At 70.1% G+C, this 25159-nt stretch carries 18 protein-coding genes; 3 read left to right on the forward strand and 15 right to left on the reverse strand.

The features are described 5' to 3' along the window. Window position 1 precedes the first annotated feature (1 nt). From pelF to AC1Z3O_RS29885, 6 genes are read right to left on the reverse strand one after another with little or no spacing between them, the layout of a single operon-like run. The gene (gene pelF, locus AC1Z3O_RS29860) at window positions 2-1612 is read right to left on the reverse strand and encodes a GT4 family glycosyltransferase PelF (RefSeq protein WP_483520151.1); all 1611 of its coding nucleotides are present in this window, start codon (window positions 1610-1612) and stop codon (window positions 2-4) included. Continuing rightward, window positions 1609-2595 (reverse strand): tetratricopeptide repeat protein, encoded by a 987-nt coding sequence (locus AC1Z3O_RS29865; protein ID WP_483520153.1) that lies wholly within the window; start codon window positions 2593-2595, stop codon window positions 1609-1611. The genes pelF and AC1Z3O_RS29865 overlap by 4 nt, the downstream gene beginning before the upstream one ends. Next, entirely contained in the window at window positions 2588-4096 is a 1509-nt protein-coding gene (locus AC1Z3O_RS29870; protein WP_483520154.1) for a PelD GGDEF domain-containing protein, read from the reverse strand. The genes AC1Z3O_RS29865 and AC1Z3O_RS29870 overlap by 8 nt, the downstream gene beginning before the upstream one ends. A 16-nt stretch (window positions 4097-4112) precedes the next feature. Beyond that, window positions 4113-4655: a penicillin-binding protein activator LpoB gene (locus AC1Z3O_RS29875; RefSeq protein WP_483520156.1), complete on the reverse strand. Its 543-nt coding sequence runs from the start codon at window positions 4653-4655 to the stop codon at window positions 4113-4115. Between the two features lie 60 nt (window positions 4656-4715). After that, window positions 4716-8855, reverse strand: coding sequence for a tetratricopeptide repeat protein (locus AC1Z3O_RS29880; protein ID WP_483520158.1), 4140 nt, complete (start codon window positions 8853-8855; stop codon window positions 4716-4718). Further along, the gene (locus AC1Z3O_RS29885; protein ID WP_483520159.1) at window positions 8830-11676 is read right to left on the reverse strand and encodes a bifunctional glycoside hydrolase/polysaccharide deacetylase family protein; all 2847 of its coding nucleotides are present in this window, start codon (window positions 11674-11676) and stop codon (window positions 8830-8832) included. The genes AC1Z3O_RS29880 and AC1Z3O_RS29885 overlap by 26 nt, the downstream gene beginning before the upstream one ends. Before the next feature lie 462 nt (window positions 11677-12138). On the opposite strand from AC1Z3O_RS29885, the gene cysK reads away from it, so the two are divergent. Further along, window positions 12139-13056, forward strand: coding sequence for a cysteine synthase A (gene cysK, locus AC1Z3O_RS29890; protein ID WP_483520161.1), 918 nt, complete (start codon window positions 12139-12141; stop codon window positions 13054-13056). Window positions 13057-13088: 32 nt separating this feature from the next. Here cysK and AC1Z3O_RS29895 read toward each other — a convergent pair whose 3' ends face one another. The 6 genes from AC1Z3O_RS29895 to AC1Z3O_RS29920 all read right to left on the reverse strand — a co-directional run bounded on the left by AC1Z3O_RS29895 (window position 13089) and on the right by AC1Z3O_RS29920 (window position 19541). Further along, on the reverse strand, window positions 13089-13802 hold the full coding sequence (locus AC1Z3O_RS29895; protein WP_483520162.1) for a phosphorylase: 714 nt from the start codon (window positions 13800-13802) through the stop codon (window positions 13089-13091). Beyond that, window positions 13790-15799, reverse strand: a complete 2010-nt coding sequence (gene shc / locus AC1Z3O_RS29900) for a squalene--hopene cyclase (RefSeq protein ID WP_483520164.1) — start codon at window positions 15797-15799, stop codon at window positions 13790-13792. The genes AC1Z3O_RS29895 and shc overlap by 13 nt, the downstream gene beginning before the upstream one ends. A 72-nt stretch (window positions 15800-15871) precedes the next feature. Continuing rightward, entirely contained in the window at window positions 15872-16720 is an 849-nt protein-coding gene (gene hpnD / locus AC1Z3O_RS29905) for a presqualene diphosphate synthase HpnD (protein ID WP_483520166.1), read from the reverse strand. A gap of 321 nt (window positions 16721-17041) precedes the next feature. Next, complete coding sequence (locus tag AC1Z3O_RS29910) at window positions 17042-17626, reverse strand: BON domain-containing protein (protein WP_483520168.1); 585 nt, start codon at window positions 17624-17626, stop codon at window positions 17042-17044. A 136-nt stretch (window positions 17627-17762) separates the two neighbouring features. Beyond that, the gene (locus AC1Z3O_RS29915) at window positions 17763-17966 is read right to left on the reverse strand and encodes a cold-shock protein (RefSeq protein ID WP_008650922.1); all 204 of its coding nucleotides are present in this window, start codon (window positions 17964-17966) and stop codon (window positions 17763-17765) included. 297 nt (window positions 17967-18263) lie between these two features. Beyond that, window positions 18264-19541: an Hsp70 family protein gene (locus tag AC1Z3O_RS29920; RefSeq protein ID WP_483522077.1), complete on the reverse strand. Its 1278-nt coding sequence runs from the start codon at window positions 19539-19541 to the stop codon at window positions 18264-18266. 339 nt (window positions 19542-19880) lie between these two features. On the opposite strand from AC1Z3O_RS29920, the gene AC1Z3O_RS29925 reads away from it, so the two are divergent. After that, a complete protein-coding gene (locus AC1Z3O_RS29925; RefSeq protein WP_483520171.1) occupies window positions 19881-21080 on the forward strand; it encodes a CaiB/BaiF CoA transferase family protein in 1200 nt (399 codons plus the stop codon). Next, window positions 21077-21913 carry a citryl-CoA lyase gene (locus tag AC1Z3O_RS29930; protein ID WP_483520173.1) on the forward strand — a complete coding sequence of 279 codons (837 nt, stop codon included), beginning with the start codon at window positions 21077-21079 and terminating at the stop codon, window positions 21911-21913. Before AC1Z3O_RS29925 ends, AC1Z3O_RS29930 begins: the two co-directional genes overlap by 4 nt. A gap of 49 nt (window positions 21914-21962) precedes the next feature. On the opposite strand, the gene AC1Z3O_RS29935 is transcribed toward AC1Z3O_RS29930, so the two are convergent. From AC1Z3O_RS29935 to AC1Z3O_RS29945, 3 genes are all read right to left on the reverse strand, one after another. Then, a complete protein-coding gene (locus AC1Z3O_RS29935; protein ID WP_483520175.1) occupies window positions 21963-23204 on the reverse strand; it encodes a GGDEF domain-containing protein in 1242 nt (413 codons plus the stop codon). A gap of 133 nt (window positions 23205-23337) precedes the next feature. Next, window positions 23338-24066 carry an IclR family transcriptional regulator gene (locus AC1Z3O_RS29940; protein ID WP_483520177.1) on the reverse strand — a complete coding sequence of 243 codons (729 nt, stop codon included), beginning with the start codon at window positions 24064-24066 and terminating at the stop codon, window positions 23338-23340. Between the two features lie 66 nt (window positions 24067-24132). Then, on the reverse strand, window positions 24133-25074 hold the full coding sequence (locus tag AC1Z3O_RS29945; protein WP_483520179.1) for a LysR substrate-binding domain-containing protein: 942 nt from the start codon (window positions 25072-25074) through the stop codon (window positions 24133-24135). Window positions 25075-25159: the final 85 nt, after the last annotated feature.

Raw genomic sequence — 25159 nt, forward strand, 5'->3', positions numbered from 1 at the left:
CTCAGTGCCTCCCGCTTACGGGGCAACGCATCGGGCAGCGTGCCGGATTGCCGCCGGCCCCGGCGCCGGACTGCCCCGGCGCCGCGTAGTCCGGCTGCCCGGCAAGTTCTTCGTACAAGGCGCGGTAGCTCCCTACCATCTGCTCTTGCGTGTAGTAACGCTCGACACGCGCGATGCCGGCGGCCTGCGCCGCCTGCCAGCGCTGCGGCACGGTCAGCAGCGACAAGGCCTCGGCGGCCAGGGCCTCGGGGTCGGCGATGCGCACCACGCCGCCCGCCGCGCCCAGCGCCGCGTCCTCTCCCGCACGGCCATGGACCAGTTCGCGGCAGGCGCCCACATCGGTGGTCACACAGGGCACGCCGGCGGCGAAGCCCTCCAGCACCACCAGCGGCAGCGCCTCGCTGATGGAACTGAGCACCAGCACGCCGACGCGCGGCAGCAGCGCATCGATGCGCTGGAAGCCCAGGAACTTCACCCTGTCGCGCAATCCCAGGCTTTCCACCAGGTTGCGGCATTCCGCCGCGTATTCCGGATCCTCGTCCTCGGGGCCGGCGATCCAGCCCTCGGCCTGCGGGCATTGCCTGACCACCGTCAGCATGGCGCGCAAGAAGGTCTTCACGTCCTTGATGGGCACCACCCGGCCGATCAGGCACAGCACGAGCGGCACGCCTGGCGGGCGCTGCGCGCGCAGCGCGGCCAGCCTCGGCAGGTCGATGCCATTGGGAATGGTGCTGGTGCGCGCCGCCGACGCACCGTCGGCGACCTGGCGCAGCCGGTTGCCTTCGTAGAGGGCGACGATGCGCTCGCCTGCGTCGTAGCAGGTCCGCCCCAGCGTCTCGAAGAAGCGCACCCACAATTCGCGGAAGTAGCTGATCTGCGAAACGTCACGCTCGAACACATTGCGGTTGTCGCGGATCCACTGGCTCTGGAACAGGTCGATCTTCCGCTCCTTGGTGTAGATGCCATGCTCGGACACCAGCAGCGGACGCCGGTTGCGGTAGCGCAGCAGGGCGCCGAGGAAGCCCGCGTAGCCGGTCGACACCGTGTGATAGACCCGTGCCGGGATCATGCCTTCGGCGATGCGCACCAGCTGCCACAGCGGCTTGTGCATGATGCGCACGGTCCAGAAATAGTCCGTGAAGGAGGGATCGGTGCAGTAGCGCCGGTAGGAGTCGGCGATGGCCTCCCACGCGCGGCGGCTATACAGGAAGGCATCTTCGCCCAGCGCCCCGCCGGCCCCGAGCGCCGGCAGCAGCTCGCGCAGCAGCGCGCCCGCCGCCTCTTGCCGGCCGGGCGTGCGCAGCGCCTCGTGCAGGCGCGCGGAGGCGGCGAAGGCCTGTGCGTCGCCGGCGCTGCCGTGCACCAGGGGCGCCGGCGCGAAGTCGTACAGGTAGTGCGTCTCCAGGTGCACGACATTATCGGGCAGGGTGTAGGCCATCTTGCCGTAGTCCTGGCGCCGGCTGCCGATGAAGACGATGGCGAAGCGCAGCGACGGGAAGGCGCGGATCATCTGGTTGACCCAGCTCGACACGCCGCCGCTGACAAAGGGAAAGGTGCCCTCGAGCAGGAGGGCGACGTCGGCCTCGCGGCCTTGGACAAGGATCTCACTCATGGTTGCCAGTAGCGCAGGACGGGCCGCAGCAGCGGCAAGGGAGAGGCGCTGCCGAAGGCAGCCATCAAGGCGCGGACCTCGGCATAGTCGCGCTCCAGGTAGGCGGCCTCGGCCAGCAGGGGGACCACACGCTCGCGTGCAAAGCCGAGCGACTCGGCATGGGTCAGCCAGTCGCGCGCCCGGTCGGTGTCCCGGCGCGCCAGCGCGAGGCGGCCGCGCATGAACCACAGCGCGGCGTTGCCGCGATCGGCGGCAAGCGCGGCGGCGGCGTGGTGTTCGGCCTGTTCCGCGGTGTGGCGGTAGACATCGCCCTGCACCAGGTTCTGGTAGATCAGCTCCCAGTACAGGTCGGCCAGCCGCTTGTGGATCTCGCCGCGCGCCTGCGGCGTGGCGGCGCTCTCCAGGCGTGGCAGTTCGGCCAGGATCTGCTGCGTCAACCGTTTTTCGGCGCCGTCGAGCATGCCATAGGCGAGCAGGCGCACATCGTCGGCGTTGTCGGCCAGCAGCGTGCGCAGCAGCGGGCTGGCCGAGCGCGCCGGCATAGCCTGCATGGCGGCCAGCGCATTGAGCCGCTCCGGCAGCGGTGCGCGCTCATTCGACAACTGGGCGCGCAGCCGCGCTCCGCCGCCGTGGCTGACGCGCGCGACCAGCCCGGTGACGAACTCGGGCAGCCCCACGGCGGCAATGCCGCCGCCGCGGCCGGGCGCCGGCAGCAGGCGTCCCAGCACCCAGCCGCCCAGGCACAACAGCACGCCGCCCAGCGGCACGAAGAAGCAGAAGGCGGCCAGGTAGCCGTAGCTCCAGGCGAAGGGCGTGCGCATCCGGCGCGGCAGCAGCCGCCACAGCGCCAGCGCCAGCAGCGCCGCCGCCGCGCCCTGCAGCAGCAGGAAGAGCAGCAGCAGGCCGATGCTGTTGCCGGCGCGCGCCAGCACTGCCAGCGCGGCCAGTTGCGCGGCGATGCCGCTGGCGGTGAGCTTAACCATGGGCCGCCTTTCCGGCAGGCGCGGCATGCCCGGCATGCGCCAACGACGACGGCAGGCCGGCCTCGCCCTGCGCCTGGCGCAGCGAGGCGTCGTCCTGCTGTCCGGCCCCGCCGCCCACCCCGTCCACCCCGATGCGCTGCAGCAAGCGCACCAGCGGCTCGACGGCGCCCTCGGCCGGCACGCTGAGGCTGTGCACGCCCACGCGCAACTGCGCCAGGTCCGTGCCGAGCTGCGCCCGCAGCATGGCTTCGATGCGCAGCAGATAGGCCGACACCGCCCGCGCATCCGACAAGGGCATCAAGGTGACCAGCGCACGCCGGCGGCTACCCCGCAGCTGCCAGGCCACATCCAGCTCGCGCCGGCTGCGCACCACGGCTTCGTAGGGCGCGTCGCTCGCTTCGTCGAGGTCGAACACCAGCGCCACCACGGAGCTTTGCACGCCGGCCTGCGCGCGCAGGCGCGCCAGCCGCGCATAGTCCAGCGCGAAGGCGGGCGGGCAGGCGGGCAGCGCGGACTCGATGCCATGCGTGGCCGCGGCATGCTCGACGCCGTCGGCGTAGTAGCTGGCCAGCACCATCAGCAACTGCAGGTTCTCGTAGTTCAAGGAAAGGAAGGGCATCCGCTCCACCACCAGCAGGCCCAGCAAGTGGTCCGAGCCGGCCAGCACCGGGACGACGGCGACGTAGCGCGTGCGTGGCGACCCTGCTTCGTGCTGCAGCCCGTCGGAGCGCAAGTGCGCCGCCTGGCGCGTGCGCAAGCATGCCTCCACCAGCGGGTCGGCCGGATCCAGGTCGAAGGCGGGGCCGACTCTTGCCGCCGCCTCGGCCAGCGGCACCTCGCCGCGGCAGGGATGGAGCGCCGCGGACTCGACCTGGCAGGCCTGTGCGGCCAGCTGCATCATGGCCTGCGCGCCGGCCAGCGCGCCGTCGCGCGCGTCGGCATCGCGGGCAACGCCGCGCATCTGCGCCAGCGTGTCGCGCAGCGTGGTGGGGCGCGCCAGCAGGTCGTTCTCGAGCCGCGCGTGCGAGAGGCGCAGCAGGTAGTGGCTCTTGGTCAGCGCGGACAGGCGCTCGTCCAGGTAGCGGTTGACGGCGCGCGCCCGCGCCAGCCGGTTGCCCCACACATCGCCGAACTGGCCGGCCACCAGTATCAGCAGGAGCCCGCCGAGGAAGAACATGCGCGGGAAGTCGCCTGCTTCGGCGCCGCCCTGGTGGAACAGATACCAGGCGGCCAGCATCATCAGCACGCCACCCACACCGACCAGCGTGCCATAGCGCAGCGCCAGGATCAGCGGCAGCAGCCATGCCCACGGGAAGCCCATGTCCAGCATCAGCGGGTCTTCCGGCCGCAGCAGATAGCCCAGGCCGAGGGCCAGCGCCATCGAGACGGCCAGTTCCACCAGGGCGCCCGCTCCGGCCACGGACGGCGCCAGCAGGCGCGCGTAGGCGCGGCCCCGGCCGATGCCCTGCCCTTCCCTGATCTTCACCTCGGAGGCGGACACGATCGCGCTCCCCTTATCAGCTCTGCGCGAGCGGTGCCAGCAGGCGCCGCAGCAGCTTCTGCGCCGTACCCGACAGCGATTCGCGGCTCCAGCCGCTCTGGCTGCCGGTGGCCGACCACACCACCTGGCCGCTGGACACCTCCAGCAATTGCAGGGAAATGCCGACCGCCGGCTCACCGTCCACGCCCACCTTGTAGCGCCACTCCTGCACCGCGCCGGTCAGCGCATAGCGTGCCTTCTCGCCGCGCGCCCACTCCAGCGCCCGGCCCACCGACTCACGCTCGGCCGGCTCGAACAGGGTTTCCGGATTGAGATTGGCCGGGTACTGCTTCAGGTTGGCGTTGCCGCCGGCCTGCAGCAGGCTGGCGGCGATGGCCTCGGCGCGCAGGCCGGCCTGCGGCGTCTCGGTGTAGTTGGCAATGGGCAGCAGCGCCACGGTGTCGCCGCGCGCGATCGCCGGTGCGCGGCCGACGTCGGTCACCGCGCAGGCCGACAGCCACAGTGCGGCGGCCACCGCCGCGCAACGCGCCAGCCAGCGTGCCATATTCAGCTTGTTCATCTCGTCCTCCCCATCCTTGCTTGCAATCGGCGGCGGAACCCTTCCGCGCGCCACGGTTGATCAATACAGCCAGCGATAACGCAGGCCTGCTTCAGTCAGCGGCTTGCCGCCGTTGAGCGCCGCCGTCTCGTGCGAGACATAGAGCGACAGGTGGTCATTGCCGAAGACCGAGCCGGCCACGCCGGCCTGCGCGCGCGCGTTATGGCGCGCACGCGTGTCGTACAGCAGGCCCACTTCGGCGAAGGGCCGCCATTTGCGCGTGTACACCTCTGCCAGCTCGGTGCCGAAACCGAAGGTCACGCCCACCTGGGTAAAGCCCTGCGGCAGGTAGAAGCTGCGCGTGGCGGCATGTCCGGCAGGCACCAGCGTGGCCAGCAACGGCGTCAGCCCGCCGTCCCCGCCGCTGTAGCTGGCATGCGTGCCGAGCAGGCGGACGGTGTAGTCCGGGTAGGCGGTGCGGATGCGATAGCCGGCTTCGGCCTCGTAGACCATGCCGTGCCCGAGCTGGCTGCCGTCCTGGCCGACGAAGCGGCTATATTCGACGCGCGCGCCGACGAACTCGCGCAGGCTGAAGCGCCAGGTGGCACCCAGGGCCAGCACGTCCTTGGCGCCGCCCACGCGCAAGGGCGCCGATTCGTCGGCGGGCTGGTTCAGCCCGGCCAGCGTGGTGAAGGTCAAGCGGCTGCCCTGGCGCCATTCGCCGAAGAAGCGCGCGGTCGTCATGCTGTCCAGGCCGTCCCGCCGCCCCACCGACAGGCGCCAGCTCTGCCAGGGGTCGCGGTAGCCGAGCGACACGTCCGCGCGGCGGTCCGTCGCCGGCACGCCTGTCAACTGCGCGCTGTCGACGCTGCGCTGGTCGCGCCAGACGCCGGCAAGACCCAGGTCGTAGCCCCGCCACAGGCGGACACCCGCGGCCAGGCTGCCTTCGTAGAAGGCCAGCGGGGCCTGGTGCAGGTAGCGCACGCGCGGCTCGATGGCCTGCGCATTGGCCAGCAGGGTTTCCTGCAGCGTGTCCTGCAGCGCGTCATCGCTGCGCGCGCGCTCCTGTGTCTCGAAGGCCAGCGTCTGCGCCGCGGCGAGCCGGCCCAGCTTGTGCTCGGCCTCGATGCGGTTCGCCACCGGCACTCTTCCGGCCTGCCGCGCCAGGATGCGGTCCAGACCGTCCAGGTCGCCGGCGGACAGCGCCAGCGTGACCTCCGCATAGGCGGGCCGCATCAGTTGTCCGGCATAGTGCTTGGCAAGCCAGGCGCGCGCCTGCTCGTCGGATTCGGACGACAGGGTCCAGGCCAGCACCGCCTCCTTCGCCGCGGCCGACACCTGCTGCTGCCGGCGCGCGAATTCCGGCGGCGGCGCCATCTCCAGCGGCGGCAGGCCAGGCACCTCGCCCAGCGCCGAAACCGCGCCGCCGGCATCGCTGGCACCGGCGGCCGCCGCGCGGTCGCCACGCAGCAGTTCGGCGACCAGTTGCCGAGACACGTCGCCCGAGGCAAAGAGCTGGCCCAGCGCTACCGTCTGGCGCTGCAGGTCCCCGCGCGACGGCATGCCTTCGGCGCTCTCGACTTCGTCGTCGAGCGGCTCGTCATCCGCCCCGGCGGCGACGGCCGACCTACCCTCGACGCCGCCGGCCCGCCAGGCTTGATGCAGTTCGACCCAGGCCTGGCGGCGCAGGCGCCAGGCCACGTCCGCCTGGCCGATGGCCTCGTAGGCATCGGCCGCCAGACCCAGCCACAGCGGGTCGGCGCGGCGCGCATCGCTCAGCTTGCGCAGATAGTGCAGCGCGGTCCGGCCATCCTGGAAGCGCATGCTGCCGGCGGCAAATGCGCCCCACAGGCCGGAGTCGCCTTCGGCCTCGCCTTGCAGTCGGCGCATCATGGCGCCGACCTCCGCGTCGCTGCCGAGATCGAGCAGCGCCCACATGAGGGCCGCCTGTGTCTCGCTGTCGGCATCGGGCAGGCTGCCGGCGCGGCGCAGGTCGGCGAGCGCGCGCCCCGGCTCGCCGGTGGCGCGCCAGTATTCCGCGCGCCGCGCCAGGAATGACGCCGAACGTTCGGCGGCCTGCAGCTGGGTGGTGTCGAGGGCCCCGAGCAGGGCCGCGACACGCGCATAGGCGCGGGCGCGCGTGTAGTAGTACAGCGCCAGGTCCAGCTTGGCGGGACTGCCGTCCTTGTGCCAGGCGGCCTCGGCAATGCGCCCCGCGTCGATCGGCGACCTGTCGTAGTAGGCGATCAGGTTGGAGAAGTTGGCGTCTTCGGCATCGCGCACATCGGCCAGGCAGTCGTTGCGCGCCGCCCCTGGCGGCATGGCCTGGCAGTGCGCATCCTGCGTGCGCTCCATGGCCAGCATCAACTTGCGGTGGCCTTGGCCCAGCAGATCGTCGCGCTGGTTCAGCGCGGCCAGCTCATTGAAGGTGCGCCAGTACCGCAGTTCGACCGCGCCGTCGGTACCGGTGACCTGCATGGCAGGCAGCATGGCGTCAAGGGCCTCGTGCAGCTTGCCGCGCGCATACAGCAGGCCGGCCTGCTTGAGCGCGTAGTCCGCGCGCGGCCCGAAGCGCCGCTGCAGCTCGCCGTAGATGGCAAGGGCGCGCTCGTCCATGCCGGCGCGCTCCGCCAGCGCCCCCTGGCGCTCCATGACCTCGCGCGCGCGCGGCCCTTGCCGCAGGCCCTGCAGAAAGCCCAAGGCCGCTTCCGGCTCGCCCAGCCGCTCATAGGCGGCGACCACCTGGTCGATCTGTTCGAGGCTGCCGCCGCCGCTGGCGCGGTGGCGCAGCGCCTCCAGGTAGGCCTGGTCGTCCGACAGGCCAGGGGCCAGGCGCAGCACGGCTTCCCAGGCGCGTTCGTCACCGCTGGCCCGTGCCATGTCGAGCCAGTTCTTCAGGGCGACCTGCGGCTGGCGGTTCCACTCGGCGACCTGCGCCAGCCGCTCGCGCCAGACCCGCTGGTCCGGCAGGCGCGCGACGGCGGCCTGCGCCACACGCTGGGCTTCGCCCAGCTTGCCGGCGGCGAGGAACACCTGGTAGGCCAGCGCGTAATCGTCAGCCAACACCTGGACGGAGGGAGCAGACGCCGCGCCGCCATTCTTGGCAGCCTTGCCGCCCTGCGCTTCCGGCGCCGCATCCGCCCCGTCCACCCGGGCAGACACGCGCCGCAGCCGCGGCTCGCCGGCCTCGCCCAGCGCCGCACGCAGTGCCAGGCCATGCGGACCATCGAGGAACACCAGGCCGCGCGCCGCCCAGGGCTGGGCTGCCATGGCCTGGTGCAAGCGCGCGCGTTCGGCGGCCGGCGCGCGCCGGCCCAGCGACGCCTCCAGCCTCAGCAGGCGCGTGGCGTAGCGGCTGGCCTGCTCAGGCCGGTTCGCTGCCAGCGCCAGCCGCATCAGGTAGCGCAATACCTCGGCATCGTCGAGAAGCGGTCCGCCGCGGCGCTCCGCCTCGGCCAGCGCCTCGTCTAGCAACTGCCCTGCCTGCAGGGTCTGTAGCGCCTTCAGGAAGAGGCGGCGGCGCTCGTCCAGGCTGCCGGCGCGTTGCTGCGCATCGAACAGCGCCTGGGCAGACTCGCGGTAGTGCCCGCCGGCCAGCGCCAGCTCGGCCAGTTGCCGGTTCCACTGATCGGCACGGGCGGCATCGCGCGATGCCAGTGCGCGATACAGCCGCGTGGCGGCGTCGGTGGCATTCAGCTCGCGGGCGAGCCGGGCCAGCGCCTGCAGGTCGGCCAAGTCCCAGTAGCGGCCTGCGGCCTCATCCATCAGCGTCACGGCCTGCGCCAGATACTGATCGCGCTCGGGCGTGCCGGGCGTGGCCGCATAGGCCCGCTGGCGCGCGATCTCGATGCGCGTGCGCAGGATGCCGGCGTTCAGTTCGTCCTGCTCGCGGCCGGTCTTGGGGCCGGTCCTGGGACCCGTCACCGCCTGCGCCTGCATGCGCTCCAGCAGCTCTTCCGCTGCGTCGAGCCGGCCGGTGCGCGCGTACTGTTCGGCCAGCACGGACAGGAAGCCGATATCCTCCGGGGCCACCCGCAGCCAGGCTTCGAGGTAGGCCACGGTGAGGCCGTCGACGCTGCGGTCTTCGCCCAGCAGGCGTTCGCGCAATGTTTCATGCGGGAATATCGCGGCCAGGCCAACCCCGACCAGCGCGGTGAAGGCCAGCACCAGCGCGGGCGGCAGCAGCCGCTCGCGCTCAGGCGGCGCAGGAGACTTCGACATGTTGCTCGCTATGTCCGGCATTGTTGAGGGCAGGCGTATCGACGCGCAGCGTGCCGCGCTCGCTTACGCCCTGTACGGGCTTGCCATCGATGCGTACGCGGCATTGCGCGGCGCCCGAGAGGCGGAAGAAGGGCTGGTAGTAGCCGCTGAACGTGAAGCGGGTGACCGTGCCGTCGCGGCGCCAGTTGCGCACGAAGCCGCTGGCCTCGGCGATCTGCGGCGCCGCGGCGGGCCTGGCGGCGCCGAGGGTGAAGCGCGCGTCGCCGCCGTCCAGCGACAGGTAGACGCCGCCGCCGGCCGCCGGCGCGGTGCCGGTCACGCCCCGCGCGGTGGAGAAGTCGGGCACGCCCGCGCCATTCCAGCGCAGGTTGCGCAGGTTGCCGTCGCCGCGCACGATCCAGGCGCTGCCCGGCGCGCCGCCGGTGTCGGCCGCGCCGGCCGCGCCGATCTCGCGCGCCACCGCCATGCCCTGCCAATCGATCACCTTGCGCACGTAGTCCGTCGCGTGCAGCGGCAGCAGCGGCTGGCTGACCGCATAGTCATAGACCTTGCGCAGCGCGCGCAGCGAAGCGGCCTTGGTGCCCGAATAGCTGTGGTAGTAGATGTTGACCGGCTTGAAGCGCAGCGGCTTGTCGGTCAGCTCGTAGGTCTCGATGACGCGCTCGAAGCCGTAGTAGGGACCGTGCCACAGGTTGGTGTAGACGTTCTCGTTCTGGTTGGGCGCAAACACCTGGAAGGTGCCTTCCGGCTTGTTGATGCCCAGCGGCGCGATGTCGGTCCAGGTCGGATTGCTGCGCGTGATCAGCGTATCGCCGCCGTTCATATTGAGCACGCCGGCCTGCGCGGTCAGCTTGAGCGCTTCGGCCGGCGGCTGGCAGTCGCCGGACCACAGCATCAGGCTGACCGGCTTGCCCGGCGGCGCCAGCACGCGGTTGATGTAGTCGATCGAGCCGCCGATCTCGCGCCGCAGGTTCATCTTGTAGCCCGGGATGGGCAGGAAGAAGGCCTCGTCGCCCTCGCTGGCATGGGTGCCGCCGCCAGCACCGCTCACGGTGCGGCCCCATTCGAAGGGGTGCGAATAGGTGTGGCTCGCCACCTCGACATAGGGCCGGGCGAAGATCTTGCGGGCGATCGGTTCGAGTTCGGCACTCAGCTTGGGATACATGCCGTCGCGGGCGACCTCGCCCTCGATCACGGACATGGTCATGGGCAGCTTGTAGCGATCGAAGATCTCGCGCAGCAGCACCTCGCCCGCGAAACCCCCGCCCGGAATCTCGGCGCGCGAGGCAAAGCCGTCGCCGTCGACATGGACGGTCAGCAGGCGCCGCCCGTTCTCGGTGGTCACGTCGGGCACCGGCATCGCCGGCAGACGCAGCGCCTCGCGCAGGAAGTCGAGCGGCTGCACCACCCAGCGCGCCTGCTTGGAGACGCCGCTCTCACGCACCGCGTACGGGCCCAGCACGTAGCCGCCCCAGGGCATGATCGCCGCGGCATCGTAGGTCAACGCGCCGGAGCGCAGGCGCAGCAGCGACCGGCCGCCCGCGCTCTCCCGGGCTTGTACCGGCACGGCGGCGGTCCGGTCCGGTGCCACCGGCATCTCGAAGCCCATCATCGGATCCCGCTGCAGTACCTGGACCGGCCCCGCGGTGCGCCCCTTGGCCAGATCGAGCTGCAGCCGCGCAGCGAGCGATGCCCCCATCGGCGCGCCGAATCCGTTCATGAAAGCCAGCGGCATGCCTTGCGCGATACGCGCGCCAATCCAGTCCTGGAAGCGTCCCGGGTGGCTGGCCACATTGTCCGACAGCCAGAACACCACGCCGGCGTAGCGGTCCCGGCCGATCTCGGGCAGCGGCTGGTCGGCGTCGGCGAAATCGACGCGGTAGCCCAGGTAGTTCAGCGGCATGGCCACGTAGCGCACGCCGGACGAATTGTCGAGCGACTCCTCGGGGCGGCGATCCTGCACCACCAGCACGCGGCGCGGCATCACTTCGATGGCGCCGATGCCCACCGTCTGCAGGCCGGGATCAGCGACGTAGGGCATGATGCCGAGCGCCTGGATGCGTCGCGCCGTGTCGCGCCCGCACTGGCGGTCCGCCGGCGGACAGTAGTCGATCGAGATCACGGGCAGGCCATACTGCTCGCGGATCGTGCGCGCCTGCCCCAGCAGCCACTCGCGGTCGCTCTGGCTCACTTCCACGTAGCGCTTGCCGCCCTGGTCCCAGCCACGGAAGAGCGACTCGAAGGCGACCGCATAGGCGAGCCCGTGCACCTTGGGCAGGATCTCGAAGCCGCGATTGAAGATCAGCCTGGCTTCGGGATAGCGTGCCTTGACCGCCTGCACCACGGCGGCCAGCCCGGCCTCCTGGCGCGCGCGCTCGGCATCGGTCTTGGCCACGATCTGGTAGGAATCGAGCGTATCGAAGAAGAAGCCGCGGTAGCCGCGCTGCCACAGCGGCGCGATAAAGCGGTCGACGAAGAACGCCGGCCAGCCTGGCGCGGCCTGGTCTACCACCTTGGCGCCCCAGGCCGCATTGGCTCCGACCAGCCACGCCTTGGGAATGTCCGCGTAGGCCGGATGCGAGGCAAGCACCTCGCCCACGCTGACATAGCCGAACCACGCCGTGTGCGGCGCGGCTGCGCTGGCCTTGACGGGATCGAAGCCGCTATCGGGCTCGACCACGGCGATGTCGAAGGCCTGCAGCATGTCCACCGGCGGCTGCTGGCCATAGTGAAAGGCGATGTTCGGCATCGACGGCGCCGCGGCGGTCGCCGCGCTGAAGGGCACGCCGCCTAGCGCCAGCGCCGCAACCAGCCACGCCATCCAGCGACCGAGGAGCGCGCGCAGGCGAGACCGGGGTGATGGAAAGGGAGATGGAAAAGCGGTGTTCTTCACTGGCTGGTTTTCGTTGACTTGCCCGCCAGCATCGCTGGGGCGCCGGGTTGGCGCGGGCACATCCAAATGACCCTGAGGACGTTCCGGAACAGGTGTCCGGCAAGCTTCGCTACGCCGCTTCAAGTTGAGGAACGAGCGGTCTGTGATTGGGAATTTTCCCAAGCGAGCAGCGCATGTTAGCGTTCGAAGTCAATCGGTACTGTCAACAAATGTGTCCCCGTCAACGCTTTCGAAATTCGCATTCGCAGAACATCGGCGCGCGCCGATCCTGCCAAGCAAGCATCCGGCCGCGGCATCCGACTCATCGATAATCCGGCTAGAATCGTGGCGCCGGGCCGGCCGCGCCGGCGTTCGGCGGGCCCGCCCGGCGCCAGTCAAAGGAGATTCCAGATGAAGGTCGACAGCATCCTGCACACCATCGGCAGCACGCCGCACATCCGCATCCAGCGCCTGTTCGGCGACCAGCATCGTGTCTGGATCAAGTCGGAACGCAGCAACCCGGGCGGCTCCATCAAGGACCGCATCGCGCTGGCCATGATCGAGGCGGCCGAGCAGGACGGGCGCCTCAAGCCCGGCGGCACCATCATCGAACCCACCTCGGGCAATACCGGCGTCGGGCTGGCCATGGTGGCCGCGGTCAAGGGCTACAAGCTGGTGCTGGTGATGCCGGACAGCATGTCGATCGAGCGCCGGCGCCTGATGCTCGCCTACGGTGCCACCTTCGAGCTGACGCCGCGCGAGAAGGGCATGAAGGGTGCCATCGCGCGCGCGGAAGAACTGGTGGCGGCCACGCCGGGCGCCTGGATGCCGCAGCAGTTCGAAAATCCCGCCAATGTGGAAGTCCACGAGCGCACCACGGCGCGCGAGATCCTGGCGGACTTCCCGGAAGGCATCGACGCGCTGGTCACGGGTGTGGGCACGGGCGGCCATATCACCGGCTGCGCGCGCGTGCTCAAGGAAGCCTGGCCCAAGCTCAAGGTGTTCGCCGTCGAGCCCACCGCCTCGCCCGTCCTGTCGGGCGGCGCCCCGGCGCCGCACCCGCTGCAGGGCCTCGGCGCGGGCTTCGTGCCCAAGATCCTCGATACGGGCCTGCTCGATGGCGTGATCCAGATCGACGCCGAGCCCGCACGTGAAATGGCGCGCCGCGCCGCGCGCGAAGAGGGCCTGCTGGTGGGCATCTCGTCCGGTGCCACGCTGGCCGCGATCGCGCAGAAGCTGCCCGACCTGCCGGCGGGCGCCACGGTGCTGGGCTTCAACTACGACACGGGCGAACGCTACCTGACGGTGGAAGGCTTCCTGCCGGCCTGAAGCCGGCATGAAGCCGGCGCGGCGGCCGCGTCTCAGCCCACCGCTGAGGGAACCAGGCCAGCAGGCTGAGAGAACCCCTGCCCTGCCCGCCGGCGCGCCGACTTGAGCGCCGCGCGCGCGGCCGACGCATCGCGCGCCAGCCGCAGCAGGCCGCCGATCTGTCCCGGCGCGGCCAGCAGGCTGCGCAGCACGGCACCGACGTCGGTACTGCCGTCCGCCGCCATGCCCGCCAGCGCCGCGGGCGGCACGGCGCGCCCGGCCGGGTCGATCACCACGCGGCAGGCCGCGAAGCGCAGTCCTCGCGCGCGGGCAAAGCGCGCCGCAATATGGGATTCCATGTCGACCGCCAGCGCGCCCGTGCGCTGGTGCAGCGCCGCCTTGTCGGCAACGGCGGTGACAGCGGCATCGGCGCCGGCCAGCGCGCCGCCGATGCCTTCGGGCAGGGCCCGGTGCAGCGCCGACAGCCAGTCCGGGTCGGCCGGGTAGACGTTGGCGCCGTCATGCACGCGCTCGGCCAGCACGATCGCACCCGGCGCCAGCGCGGGATCCAGCCCGCCTGCCACGCCAAAGCTGATCACGCCGGTGCAGCCCGGCCAGGCGCCCTGCTCCAGCGCCGCCTGCAACGCGCCGGCGCGCAGGCCGTACAGCGTCATGACGCCGGGGCCGGCCGCCAGCCGCGCCTCGAAGTCCATGCCGCTGACCACCAGCACGGACGGCGCGCCGCGCTCCTGGCTCACATGCCCCATGCCACCTGGCGGGTGCCGCCGCGCACCAGCCTGCGGTAACGCGCCAGCGCCCACAGCGGGAAGAAGCGGGCGTAGCCGTGATAGCGCAGGTAGAACACGCGCGGGAAACCCGTGGCAGTGAAGCGTGCCTCGTCCCAGAAACCGTCGTCCTGCTGGGTGGCCTGCAGGTAAGCGATGCCGCGCGCCACGGCCGGATGCGACACGGCACCGGCGGCCATCAGGCCCATCAGCGCCCAGGCCGTCTGCGAGGCCGTGCTCGACGCACGCTCGTAGCCGCGGTAATCCAGCTTGTAGCTGTCGCCATCCTCGCCCCAGCCGCCATCCGGGTTCTGGATGCCGACGAGCCAGTTCACCGCCCGCTGCATCTCCGGCGCCTCCGGCTTCAGGCCGGCGGCATTCAGCGCGCACAGGGCGCTCCAGGTGCCGTAGATATAGTTCAGGCCCCAGCGGCCATACCAGCTGCCATCCGGCATCTGCTCGGCCAGCAGGTAGTGCAGCGCGCGCGCCGCGGCGGGATTGCGCTCGGGCATCTCGCCCAGCTGGGCCAGCATCGACAGGCAGCGCGCCGACACATCCGCGGTGGGCGGATCGAGCAGCGCGCCATGGTCGGCGAAGGGGATGTTGTTCAGGTAGAGGTGCGTGTTCTCCGGCTCGAACGCACCCCAGCCGCCGTCGCTGCTCTGCATGCCGACGATCCACTCGGTAGCGCGCGCGATGCTCTGGGCAAAGCGTTCGCGCTGGCCGAGCGGCACGGGTGCATCGGCACGCGCGGCGCGGTCCATCGCCATCACCACCACCGCGGTGTCGTCGACGTCCGGATAGTAGTCGTTGGCGTACTGGAAGGCCCAGCCGCCCGGCCGCACGTCGGGGCGCCGCACGATCCAGTCGCCGCGCACGTCGAGCACCTGCAGCGGCCGCAGCCATTCCAGCCCGCGCTCGGCGGCCGCGCTGGCCCGCTCGTCGCCGACCTCCAGCAGCGCATGGCTGCCCAGGGCCGTATCCCACACCGGCGACAGGCAGGGCTGGCAATACGCTTCGTCGGCGTCTTCGTGCACCACCAGCAGGTGCTCGATCGACTCGCGCGCGATCGCGCGGTGCGGGTCGTCCGCCGGCACGCCCAGGACGTCGAACATCATCACCGAGTTGGCCATGGCGGGGAAGATCGCGCCGAGCCCGTCCTTGCCGTTCAGGCGCTCGACCACGAATTTGCGCGCGCGCTCGATGGCGCGGCGGCGCAGCGAGCGCGGAAAGAGCGGTTCGGCCACGCGCAGCGCCGCATCCAGGCCGCTGAAGACGGTGAACCACAGGCGGCTCTGGTGCGCCGCCTTGGGCAGCAACCGCGTCGACTGGCAGGGCTGGATGAACAGTTCGTCGATGCCGATCTTGCGCGGGTTGCGCGCCTGCGGGCGCAGGCTGTTCAGGACCAGCAGGGGCACGATCACGGTGCGCGCCCAGTAGGAAACCTTGGACAGGTGGAAGGGGAACCACTGCGGCAGCAGCATGATCTCCACCGGCATCATCGGCACCGCGCGCCACGGCATCACGCCGTACAGGGCCAGCAGCGTGCGCGTGAACACATTGCATGCTTCGGCCCCGCCCATGCGGTGGATGGCGGCCCGCGCGCGCTGCATGTGCGCGGCCTCGGGAGAGTCGCCGATCATCTTCAGCGCAAAGTACGCCTTGACGCTGGCGCTGACGTCGGAGGCGCCTTCGTGGAACAGCGGCCAGCCGCCGTCCGCGTTCTGGATGCGCCGCAGATAGCGGCCGATGCGCGCTTCCAGCTTCTCATCGGCGCTTTCGCCGAGATAATGCACCAGCAACACATATTCGGACGGGATGGTGGCGTCCGCCTCGAGTTCAAACACCCAGTGCCCATCGGACTTCTGGCGCGCGAGCAGCGCGTCGGTCGCGCGACCGATCGCACGGTCGAGCATCTCGTCGGGCCCGGCGGCCGCGACCGGCGCCGGGGAACTCTTGGGAACTGCTAGCTGGGACATTGTCGGTCCAACCCTCTTACTCTGAATCCAAAAAAACTTCGCCCGGCGGCCGGCGCCGTAAAGCGCTTGCGCTCAGCCCAGCGCATGCCGCAGCACCAGCCACAGCAGGCGCACGCGCGGCACCTTGGCGCGGGCACGCGGCGCACTCCAGCCGCGCGCCAGCATGCGCACCAGGATCTCGTGGTAAACGGCGCTCATGATGCGCGGCGAGCGCACCTGGCGCGCCGGGCAACGGGCCATGATGGCGTCGGCCTGGTCGTAATGCGCCTGCGCCTCGCGCGCCAGCCCGGCGCAGACCTGGCCGATGGCCGGATGCGCGATCACTGCGCTCGGCTCGCCGGGCTCGATGCCCGCCTGGGCCAGCGCTTCGGCCGGCAGGTAGAGGCGCCCGATGGCGGCGTCCTCGTCGATGTCGCGCAGGATATTGGTCAACTGCAACGCCCGGCCCAGGTGATAGGCCAGCGCCACGCCGTCCTCCCGGCCCATGCCGAACACGCGCACCGCCAGGCGCCCGACGGCGCTGGCCACGCGGTCGCAGTACAGGTCGAGCGTGGCCGCGTCGGGCGCGCGGATATCGGCCACCACGTCCATCGTCATGCCGTCGATCACGGCCACGAAATCCGCCTGCTCCAGGTCGTAGCGCTCGATCTGCTGCGCCAGTTCGCGCAAGCCCGCAGGCGGCGCGCCGGCGTAGCACGCCGCGATATCGCGGCGCCACGCGTCCAGCCCGGCCAGGCGGGCAGCATGCGGCGCATCGCCATCGGCGATGTCATCGACCGCGCGGCAGAATGCGTAGATGTGGAACATCGCCGTGCGCTGGGGCGCCGGCAGGATCCGCATGGCCGCGTGGAAGGAACTGCTCGACGAGACGACGTTCGCCTCGGACGGCATGCTTGGCGCTGCGATTTCGGTACCAGCCACGTAATTCCTCGACACGCTCTATGCCCTCCGTCTGGCATCGCGGCGAAAAGCAGGCTGTTGCAGTGATGATCCGGCAGCGCCAGGGGCGAATGTCCATGCCAGAACGCAGGCGCGGAGCGCCAAAGGCAGGGACCGCCGCGTCATCGTGAAACAGCCGCTTGGCATGCCGGTCGTGCAAGCAGCGGATGGCGGATTGGGGGTCGGCCGGATTATAGCAACTTCACCAGCCAGGACGCCGCCCCAAGCCGCCCCTGGCCGCCTGATCGGCCGCCTCACCGGCGCCGCGGGCATCATACGCCGCACCACCACCCGGCCACACCGTCATCGCGGCGGGGCTGCCCCGGCTGCGGCGCCCGGGGCCGACGCCGGGAAGCGCGGATACGGCACGCCGCGCGCCGGTGTCGCCGTGGTCTGGTCGATCACACGCTCCACGTCCGCCACCTCGCCGAGCGCGGAAAAAAAGGCGGCGGAGGGGAAATCCGCCGCGACGCAGCCCTGCACCTTGATCCAGCGGGCGCTGACGGTGATCCACAAGGAACTGTGGCGCCACGCCGGCAACTGGGTGTTCAGCGTGCGCAGGCGCCGCTGCAGGCTTTCGGCGACGTCCTTGTCGTACAGATAGGCATTGGGCAGGCGGCAGCGCCCTTCCAGCCAGCAGTGGTTGCCGTGTTCGATGCGATGGTGGGATTCGCGCATCCATTCGGCCTCGCTGACACGCGGCCCGGCGGGCTCCGGACACCCCGGCAGCGCGGAAGAGACCTGCAGGAAAGGATCGCCGCCGCGGTTGAGCAGCGCGCCGTCGCCGGCATGCGCCAGCGCCGTGCCGGCGGCGACAAGCAGGCCGAGGCAGGCAGCCCGGGTGTGGCGGGATGACCAGCAGGGCGACAGGAACCTGGCAATCACCATATATATGGCCCTCCCGAATGCATTGCGCCGCCGGGCTGGCCCGGCGGCGCGCATGCTGGTTCAGTATTCCCCGGCGCCGCCAAAAAACAAGCCCCGCTGGGCGGGGCTTGTTGGTACAACTAGCCGGTCGCGCGGCTCAGATCGCCTGGATCTTGGTGGCTTGCTCGCCCTTCTGACCCATGGCCTTGACGTAGCGGACCTTCTGGCCTTCCTTCAGGGACTTGAAGCCATTGCCCTCGATCGCGGAGAAATGCGCGAACAGGTCATTGCCACCCGCGTCCGGGGTGATGAAGCCAAAGCCCTTTGCGTCGTTGAACCACTTAACGGTACCGGTTTCCATTTTCTGTGTTACCTCAGATTTCAAATAAGCGCGTTTTGCTCACCAAGCATGATACGTAGGGAATGACAGCAGCCGAAGCTTAGCAGCCATGCACTGCGCCAGTATGTCTGCGAACCAACATTACGCCGGACGATAAAGTCACCAGACGGTGCACATGCGAGCGCTCATTTTCAACGAATTCGCCGCGCTGTCAATCGGTGAACTCCTTAGAAAATATGTCTTTGCGCAAAAACTCATTAAATATTTCCAACAACAGAGATTAGCCTTTTCTACTTCGCCAGGCGAACAATGCTGCCTTCAGCCAAACTTGCGCGCAGCATCGAGCGCCAAACCGGCCCCGATGCCGCCAAAAATGTCGCCCTCCACGCACCGCGCCTGCGGCAGCAAGGCTGCCAGCCGCTGGCGCAAGAGCGGAACCGAGCTGGAGCCGCCGGCGAACAAAATGGTATCGACGCCACCCGCCTCGACCCCCGCGCTCTGTAGCAAATCGTACACAGTCCGCTCCACCTTACTGACCAGGCGCGCGATTGCGTCGTCAAAATCGCCGCGCACGACATCGAGGAATTCGCCCGGCGCAATGCGCTCGAGGTCGATGCGCGCCCCGTTCTCGGCCGACAAGGCGATCTTCGCCGACTCCACTTGCAATGCCAGCCAGTGGCCGGCGCGCTGCCGGATCAGGGTAATCAGGCGGTCGAGCGGCGCCTTGTCGCCGGCGTCGCGATAGTTGTCCATCACGTGCGCCCAGGCCTTGCGGGTGTAGACGTGGTTGATCGTATGCCAGCTCGCCAGGTCGAAATACAAGCCGGAAGGCATGGCCTTGCCGTTGCGCAGCGTGCTGCCCAGGCCTAGCAGGGGCATCGCGCTGGCCAGGCTGAGACCACGGTCGAAATCGGTGCCGCCGATATGCACCCCGGCGCTGGCCAGGATATCGTCGCGGCGGTCAGCCAGGCCGGCGCGCTGCGGCGAGAGCCGCAGCAGCGAAAAGTCGGAGGTACCGCCGCCGATATCAGCCACGAGCACCAGTTCCTCGCCGCCGATGCGCGCCTCATAGTCGAACGCGGCGGCAATCGGTTCGAATTGGAAGGCGACGTCGCGGAAACCGGCCGCGCGGGCGATGTCTTCCAGCGTCTGCTGCGCCACCCGGTCGGCCTCGTCGTCTTCATCGATGAAGCGCACCGGGCGCCCGAGCACCGCCTGCGTGAATTCACGGCCGGCCGCCTGCTCCGCACGGCGCTTCAACTCGCCGATGAATTGCGCCAGCAGGCCGCGGAACGGCATCGGCTGGCCCATGACCTCGGTGCAGTCATCCATCATCGAGGTCCCCAGCAGGCTCTTGAGCGAGCGCATCAGGCGCCCTTCGTAGCCAGCGAGGTAGTCGGACAGCGCGGCCCGGCCATAGCTGACCAGCGGATCCTCTGCATGGAAAAACACGATGGACGGCAGCGACGACTTGCCCTCCTCCAGCGACAGCAGCGCCGACTCGCCCGGCCGGTACCAGCCTACAGTCGAATTCGACGTGCCGAAGTCCACCCCGCACGCCTGTGCCTGCCTGTCCTGCCATCCTGCGCTTTGCAACTTCAAACCCCATCCTTGCCTGGAACCGCGCCGGAATGCCCCGGCCGGGGCCGGGTCCCGGCGGCGGGCGCGCGCTGCCGGGCCGTCATTGTAGTGGCAAGCGGCCGCGCGCCCCGGCGCTTGACAGCGCGGCACCGTCCTCCTATTCTCGCCACGTTCTTTTGAAAGGATCATTGTTCCATCTTACAGAACGAACGATAAGACTGCGATGATGCCGGGCGGCCCTCCTTATCAAGGCCGAGCACGCCCGCTGGAGCGTGATCGGCAGCGAATCGTCCGCGAGTCGCGCGCCCACGTGGAGTCAGGCGCGCCAACAAACCCGACACGGGAATCAGACTGATGCATAAACCACTACGGCACATCCGCGTGCTCGACCTGACCAATGTGCTGGCCGGGCCGTTCTGCTGCCACCAGCTGGCGCACATGGGCGCCGAGGTGATCAAGGTCGAAACGCCGGGCGCCGGCGATCTCGCCCGCCAGCTCGGCGCCGACCCCGAACTGAACCGCCGGCTGATGGGCGTTTCCTTCCTTGCGCAGAATCCCGGCAAGCGTTCGGTCACCGTCAATTTCAAGCACGCGCGCGGCAAGGAGGTCTTGCGCAAGCTGGTCGCCAGCGCCGACGTGCTGGTGGAGAACTTCCGCCCCGGCGTGATGGACCGCCTGGGCCTGGGCTATGAAGCGCTCAAGGCAGTCAATGCGCGCCTGATCTACTGCGCGATCTCCGGCTTCGGCCAGGACGGCCCCTTGAGCGGCCTGCCGGCCTACGATCAGATCATCCAGGGCATGGCGGGCGTGATGAGCATTACCGGCGACCCCGACACCGCGCCCTACCGGGTCGGCTACCCCGTCTCCGACACCATCGGCGGCATGACGGCGGCCTTCGCCATCGCCGCCTCACTGGCCGACACGTCGCGCGAGACGGGTTACTTCCTCGACGTTTCCATGCTGGAGTCGACGCTGTGCACGATGGGCTGGGCGGTTTCGAACCACCTGATCGCGGGCAAGGCGCCGGCGCCGATGGGCAACGAGAACATGACCGCCAGCCCCTCGGGCACGTTCCGCACCGGCGATGGCCTGCTCAATATCGCCGCCAACAAGCAAGAACAGTTCGAGGCGGTCTGCCGCGTGGTGGGCCGCCCCGAACTGGCCACGGATCCCCGCTTCGCCGAGCGGCAGGCGCGCCTGCAGAACCGCGCCGCCCTGACTCGCGAACTGGAATTGGAACTGGCCAGGACCTCGGCCGCCGACTGGTGGCAGCGGCTGAATGAAGCGGGCGTGCCGGCCGGCCCGGTGCTGGGCGTGCCCGATGCGCTGGCGCATGCGCAGATCGCCTCGCGCGGCATGATCGGCGAATTCCCGGCGGTGCCCGGCGTGGGGCGCGACATCCGGCTGGTGCGCACCGGCTTCAAGGTCAACGGACAGGCGCCCGCGGTCGATGCGCCGCCGCCCGAACTCGGCCAGCACACACGCGAAATCCTTGCCCAGATCGGCTACGACGAAGCCGAGATCGAGACCCTGCAACAGGAGCGAGCCATATGAGTGACACCATGGATGAAGGCCAGCGCCTGTCGCAGGACTGGTGGCGCACCGAGATCATCGACATGCAGCCGGGCGTGATCCGCTACCGGGGCTACCCGATCGAGCAACTGATCGGGCAGGTCTCATTCGCACAGATGATCTGGCTGATGCTGCGCGGCGAACTGCCGGGCCGCGCGCAAGGCGAGCTGCTCGATGCCGCGCTGATGTCAGCGGTGGACCATGGTCCGCAGGCGCCCAGCATTGCCATGGCGCGCATGGCCGCCACCTGCGGTGTGGGGCTGAACAATGCGATGGCGTCCGCGGTCAACGTGCTGGGCGATGTGCACGGCGGCGCCGGCGAGCAAGCGGTGGAGCTGTACCAGGAGATCGCGCGGCGGATCGACACCGGCGAGCCGCAGGATGAGGCGGTGCGCGGCGCGCTGCGGGACTGGCGGGAACGGCATGGCAAGTTCGTATCCGGCTTCGGCCACCGCTTCCACCCGCTCGATCCGCGCGCCCCGCGACTGCTCGAACTGGTTGACCGCGCCGCTGCCGACGGCGTGGTGTCCGGCCGCTTCGCCAGGATCGCGCGCGCGGTGGAGGCCGAACTGGGCGCGGGGCGCAGCAAGCCCATCCCGATGAACATCGATGGCGCCACCGCCGTCATCTACGCGGAGCTGGGCTTTCCGGCACCGCTGGCGCGCGGCCTGTTCTGTTTGTCGCGCTCGGTGGGCATCCTCGCCCATGCCTGGGAGCAGACCCAGCAAGGCGGGCGCAACAAAGGACCGATCCCGCGCCAGTTCATCTGGACCTACGATGGCCATCCGCCGCGCGACGTGCCGCGGCAGGACTGAGCCGGGTGCGGCCGTCAGTCGGGCTTGCCAGGCCACTGCCAGGCCCCGCTCAGGCCGGCTGCGCCAGTGCTTCGTCCGCGGGCCGCGCGGGAGCTTCGTCCGCGGGCTGCGCAGGGGCTTCGAGCGAGGAAGCCAGCACGAGGCGGTCGCGCCCGTGCTGCTTGGCGACGTACAAGGCCCGGTCGGCCGTGGCGAACAGGCCTTGCCACAGGGCCTCCCGGCTGGCGGCACTGCCGGAGATCTGCGCCACCCCGATGCTCACACTGGCGTTGCCGCGCTCCCCGGGCAGCTCGATGGCCCTGACCTTGCGCAGGATGCGGTTGGCCAGCGCGCTGGCCTGGCTCTCGTCGGTATAAGGGCAGAGGATGCAGAACTCCTCGCCGCCATAGCGCGCGGCCACGTCGGAGGCGCGCCGCGAGTTGTCGATGGCCTGCGCGATCTGGCGCAGCACGGCATCCCCCACGTGGTGGCCGCACCGGTCATTGACCTGCTTGAAATAGTCGACGTCGATGGCAAGGCAGGACAGCGGCTCACCGCTGCGTTGCCAGCGGGAAACCAGCCCGGCGGCGCTCTGGTCGAGCGCGCCGCGGTTCAGCAGGCCGGTCAGCGCGTCCAGGCGCGCCCCGCTCTCGTTGCGGGCAATGATCTGCTCGGTCGCCAGCAGCGTAAAGCCGAACACGCCGAGCAGGGTGCCGATCAGAGGCAGGAGCGCCCACACCACATGCCCACCGTCGGCGAAGAAGAAGACATGCTCGGGGTCACTGCCGCTTCCCAGCACATGGAACAATCCTGCCACCTGCGTCGCCAGGTGCAGCAGGCAGGCACTCACCGCCAGCGGCCCGCCGATGCTGCGCCGCACGCGGCCGGGATGCAGCAGGGCCAGCAACGACAGCAGCGACAACGCGGCGAGCATGACATAGCCCGTCAACTGCAGCGCCGCCATCGCATTCGGCTGCAGGGCGGCGTACAGCAGGGCCGGAAACGACAGCCAGGCGGCCGTGTGCAGCAGCATGCGCCGGTCGGGCAGCGCGAAATAGACCCGGATGCCCTGGTAGATGGCCAGCCGCCCAAGCAGCAGGACCCAGCCCGCCAGCGCCATCAGGCCGTGCGCCTCGCCGCCGATGGCGGCCGCCAGCACCAGCCCGGCACTGGCCACCAGGACATGCCCGACCGCCCAGAGCCGGCCTGCCTCGCTCGCACGAAGGGCGATCACCAGCCCCGCTGCAATGACCAGCGTGCTGGAGAACACCACCAACATGACGACAACCAGGGTTTGCTGGACCAGGTGCACGGATTTCCTCTTAAAGACTCCCGCGTGCGCAGCCGTTATCCCGGATCAGGGGCGCGGCGAACCATCCGCGATGATATCCCTGATGTGCATGTGGAAACACCCCACTAGGGACCGGTTAGCCCGCTGCCGCAGCTCAATCGGGATAAGGGAAAACCCCACCCAATTGCTGCGTCAGCGCCCGCGCCGCGCGCAGCACGCTGGCGCGGAATCCGGCCTCGAAGCGCGGCGTCGGGCAAGTCAGCGTGAGCGCGCCCTTCAATTCGCCGCCGGGACCGAAGACCGGTGCCGACACGCCCGCGATGTCCGGGCTGCGGTCGCCGATCAGCTCGGCCACGCCCTCCTCGCGGATCTTCTGGTACAGCTCGCCGCGCGCGCCGGAGAAGGCGCGCAGCACGCGGCCGCCGGCGCCGCGATTGCGCGGCAGCAGGTCGCCGGCGCGGATATGGTCACGCACGGGTTGCGGGGAATCGACACGGTACAGGCAAAGGCGGTGCTCGCCCTGCTCGACATGGAAGGCCGCGCTCTCGCGCGTGTCCTGCACCAGCTGGCGCAGCACCGGCATCACCGCCGCCTCGAGCGAGAACGATGCCGCATAGACCGCGTGCAGCCGCGCCACCTCGGGCCCCAGGCCATAGCGGCCGTCGGCATGGCGCACGATCAGCCGGGCATGCTCGAGCGAGGCGAGCAATCGCAGCAGCGTGCTCTTGTACAGCCCGCTGCGCTGCGCCAGCTCGACCAGGCTGAGCGTGGTGTCGCCGAGCCGGAAGATCGACAGCACGAACAAGGCGCGGTCGACGGCGGCCGCGCCGCCCGGAGCGGCGTGCTTGTCGGCTTCGGAAAGTTGTGCGGCTTTGCGTGGCATGCGTGAGAAGGCCGGTTTGACGACGCGGCATGACAGATGCAGGCCGCCGCGGCGAGGCAGCGCATTCTACCGCAGCGCCTGGCCCTGCGGACGCCGCGCGGCCGCCTCGCGCAGGGCCCGCAGGAAGCCCTCGGTGGCCGGCCCGAGCTCACTGCCACTGCGCCGCAGCAGACCGATGGGTTCCTCGGTGCCCTGGCTGTCGATGGGCAGCCGCACCAGGCTGCCTTGCACGATCGCGCGGCGCACGGCCGACAGCGGCGCCAGCCAGATCGCATCGCCTGCCAGCGTGGTCATCTGCCCGAGCAAGGCATCCGAAGTTTCAAGGCAGCCCGCCGGCAGCGGCAGGCCGTGGCGCGCCAGCAGGCTCTCCGCGCTATGGCGGGGGACCGAGCCCGCGGCCGGCAACACCAGCGGGTAGGCCAGCGCCTCGGCCAGCAGAAGATGGCGCGCTGCAGCCAGCGGGTGGCCGCTGCGCACCGCCAGCACAAGCGGCTCGGTGCCGAGCATCTCGAACCACAGCCCTTCCATCGCCGCCGGATCGTCCATGCGGCCCACGACCACATCGAGCATGTCTGCCTTCAGCAATTCGATCAGCGGACGGTTCATGCCGGTCTGCACCGCCACCGCGATTTCCGGGTGGGCCTGCCGGAAGGCCACCAGCACATCGAACAGCAGGTCGGGCACCACGCTGGGCAGCGCGCCCAACCGGATGCGCTCGGCCGCCGCCGGGCCGTCGCTGACGCTGCACGCGGCCTCGTCGATGTCGTCCAGGATGCGCAGGGCATGGCGCAGGAAGCGCATGCCGGCAGCCGTCAGGTCGGTGCCCGAACGCTTGCGCACCAGCAGGCGCGCGCCTACCAGTTCCTCCAGCTCACTCAGCGTCTTGGACACGGCCGGCTGGGTCAGGCCAAGCTTCTCGCCTGCCTGGCCCAGGTGCTGCAACTGGGCCACGGCGACGAAGCAATGCAGGTGGCGCAGGCGCACGCGCTTGCGGAAGGCGTCATTCATGCCGGAGCGGTTATGGAAAAGACGGAAATCCGCAATCTACATGAATAATTTTCAGCAAGGAAGACGCCATGCATCCGCGGCCGGT

This window comes from Cupriavidus sp. 09_S30, assembly GCF_056930435.1.

Excerpts from the sequence above, each read along its gene's own strand:
- pelF (WP_483520151.1), bottom strand. The coding sequence starts at position 1,612 with ATGAGTGAGATCCTTGTCCAAGGCCGCGAGGCCGACGTCGCCCTCCTG.
- AC1Z3O_RS29865 (WP_483520153.1), bottom strand. The coding sequence starts at position 2,595 with ATGGTTAAGCTCACCGCCAGCGGCATCGCCGCGCAACTGGCCGCGCTG.
- AC1Z3O_RS29875 (WP_483520156.1), bottom strand. The coding sequence starts at position 4,655 with ATGAACAAGCTGAATATGGCACGCTGGCTGGCGCGTTGCGCGGCGGTG.
- AC1Z3O_RS29880 (WP_483520158.1), bottom strand. The coding sequence starts at position 8,855 with ATGTCGAAGTCTCCTGCGCCGCCTGAGCGCGAGCGGCTGCTGCCGCCC.
- AC1Z3O_RS29885 (WP_483520159.1), bottom strand. The coding sequence starts at position 11,676 with ATGGCGTGGCTGGTTGCGGCGCTGGCGCTAGGCGGCGTGCCCTTCAGC.
- cysK (WP_483520161.1), top strand. The coding sequence starts at position 12,139 with ATGAAGGTCGACAGCATCCTGCACACCATCGGCAGCACGCCGCACATC.
- AC1Z3O_RS29895 (WP_483520162.1), bottom strand. The coding sequence starts at position 13,802 with ATGGGGCATGTGAGCCAGGAGCGCGGCGCGCCGTCCGTGCTGGTGGTC.
- shc (WP_483520164.1), bottom strand. The coding sequence starts at position 15,799 with ATGTCCCAGCTAGCAGTTCCCAAGAGTTCCCCGGCGCCGGTCGCGGCC.
- AC1Z3O_RS29910 (WP_483520168.1), bottom strand. The coding sequence starts at position 17,626 with ATGGTGATTGCCAGGTTCCTGTCGCCCTGCTGGTCATCCCGCCACACC.
- AC1Z3O_RS29915 (WP_008650922.1), bottom strand. The coding sequence starts at position 17,966 with ATGGAAACCGGTACCGTTAAGTGGTTCAACGACGCAAAGGGCTTTGGC.
- AC1Z3O_RS29925 (WP_483520171.1), top strand. The coding sequence starts at position 19,881 with ATGCATAAACCACTACGGCACATCCGCGTGCTCGACCTGACCAATGTG.
- AC1Z3O_RS29930 (WP_483520173.1), top strand. The coding sequence starts at position 21,077 with ATGAGTGACACCATGGATGAAGGCCAGCGCCTGTCGCAGGACTGGTGG.
- AC1Z3O_RS29940 (WP_483520177.1), bottom strand. The coding sequence starts at position 24,066 with ATGCCACGCAAAGCCGCACAACTTTCCGAAGCCGACAAGCACGCCGCT.
- AC1Z3O_RS29945 (WP_483520179.1), bottom strand. The coding sequence starts at position 25,074 with ATGAATGACGCCTTCCGCAAGCGCGTGCGCCTGCGCCACCTGCATTGC.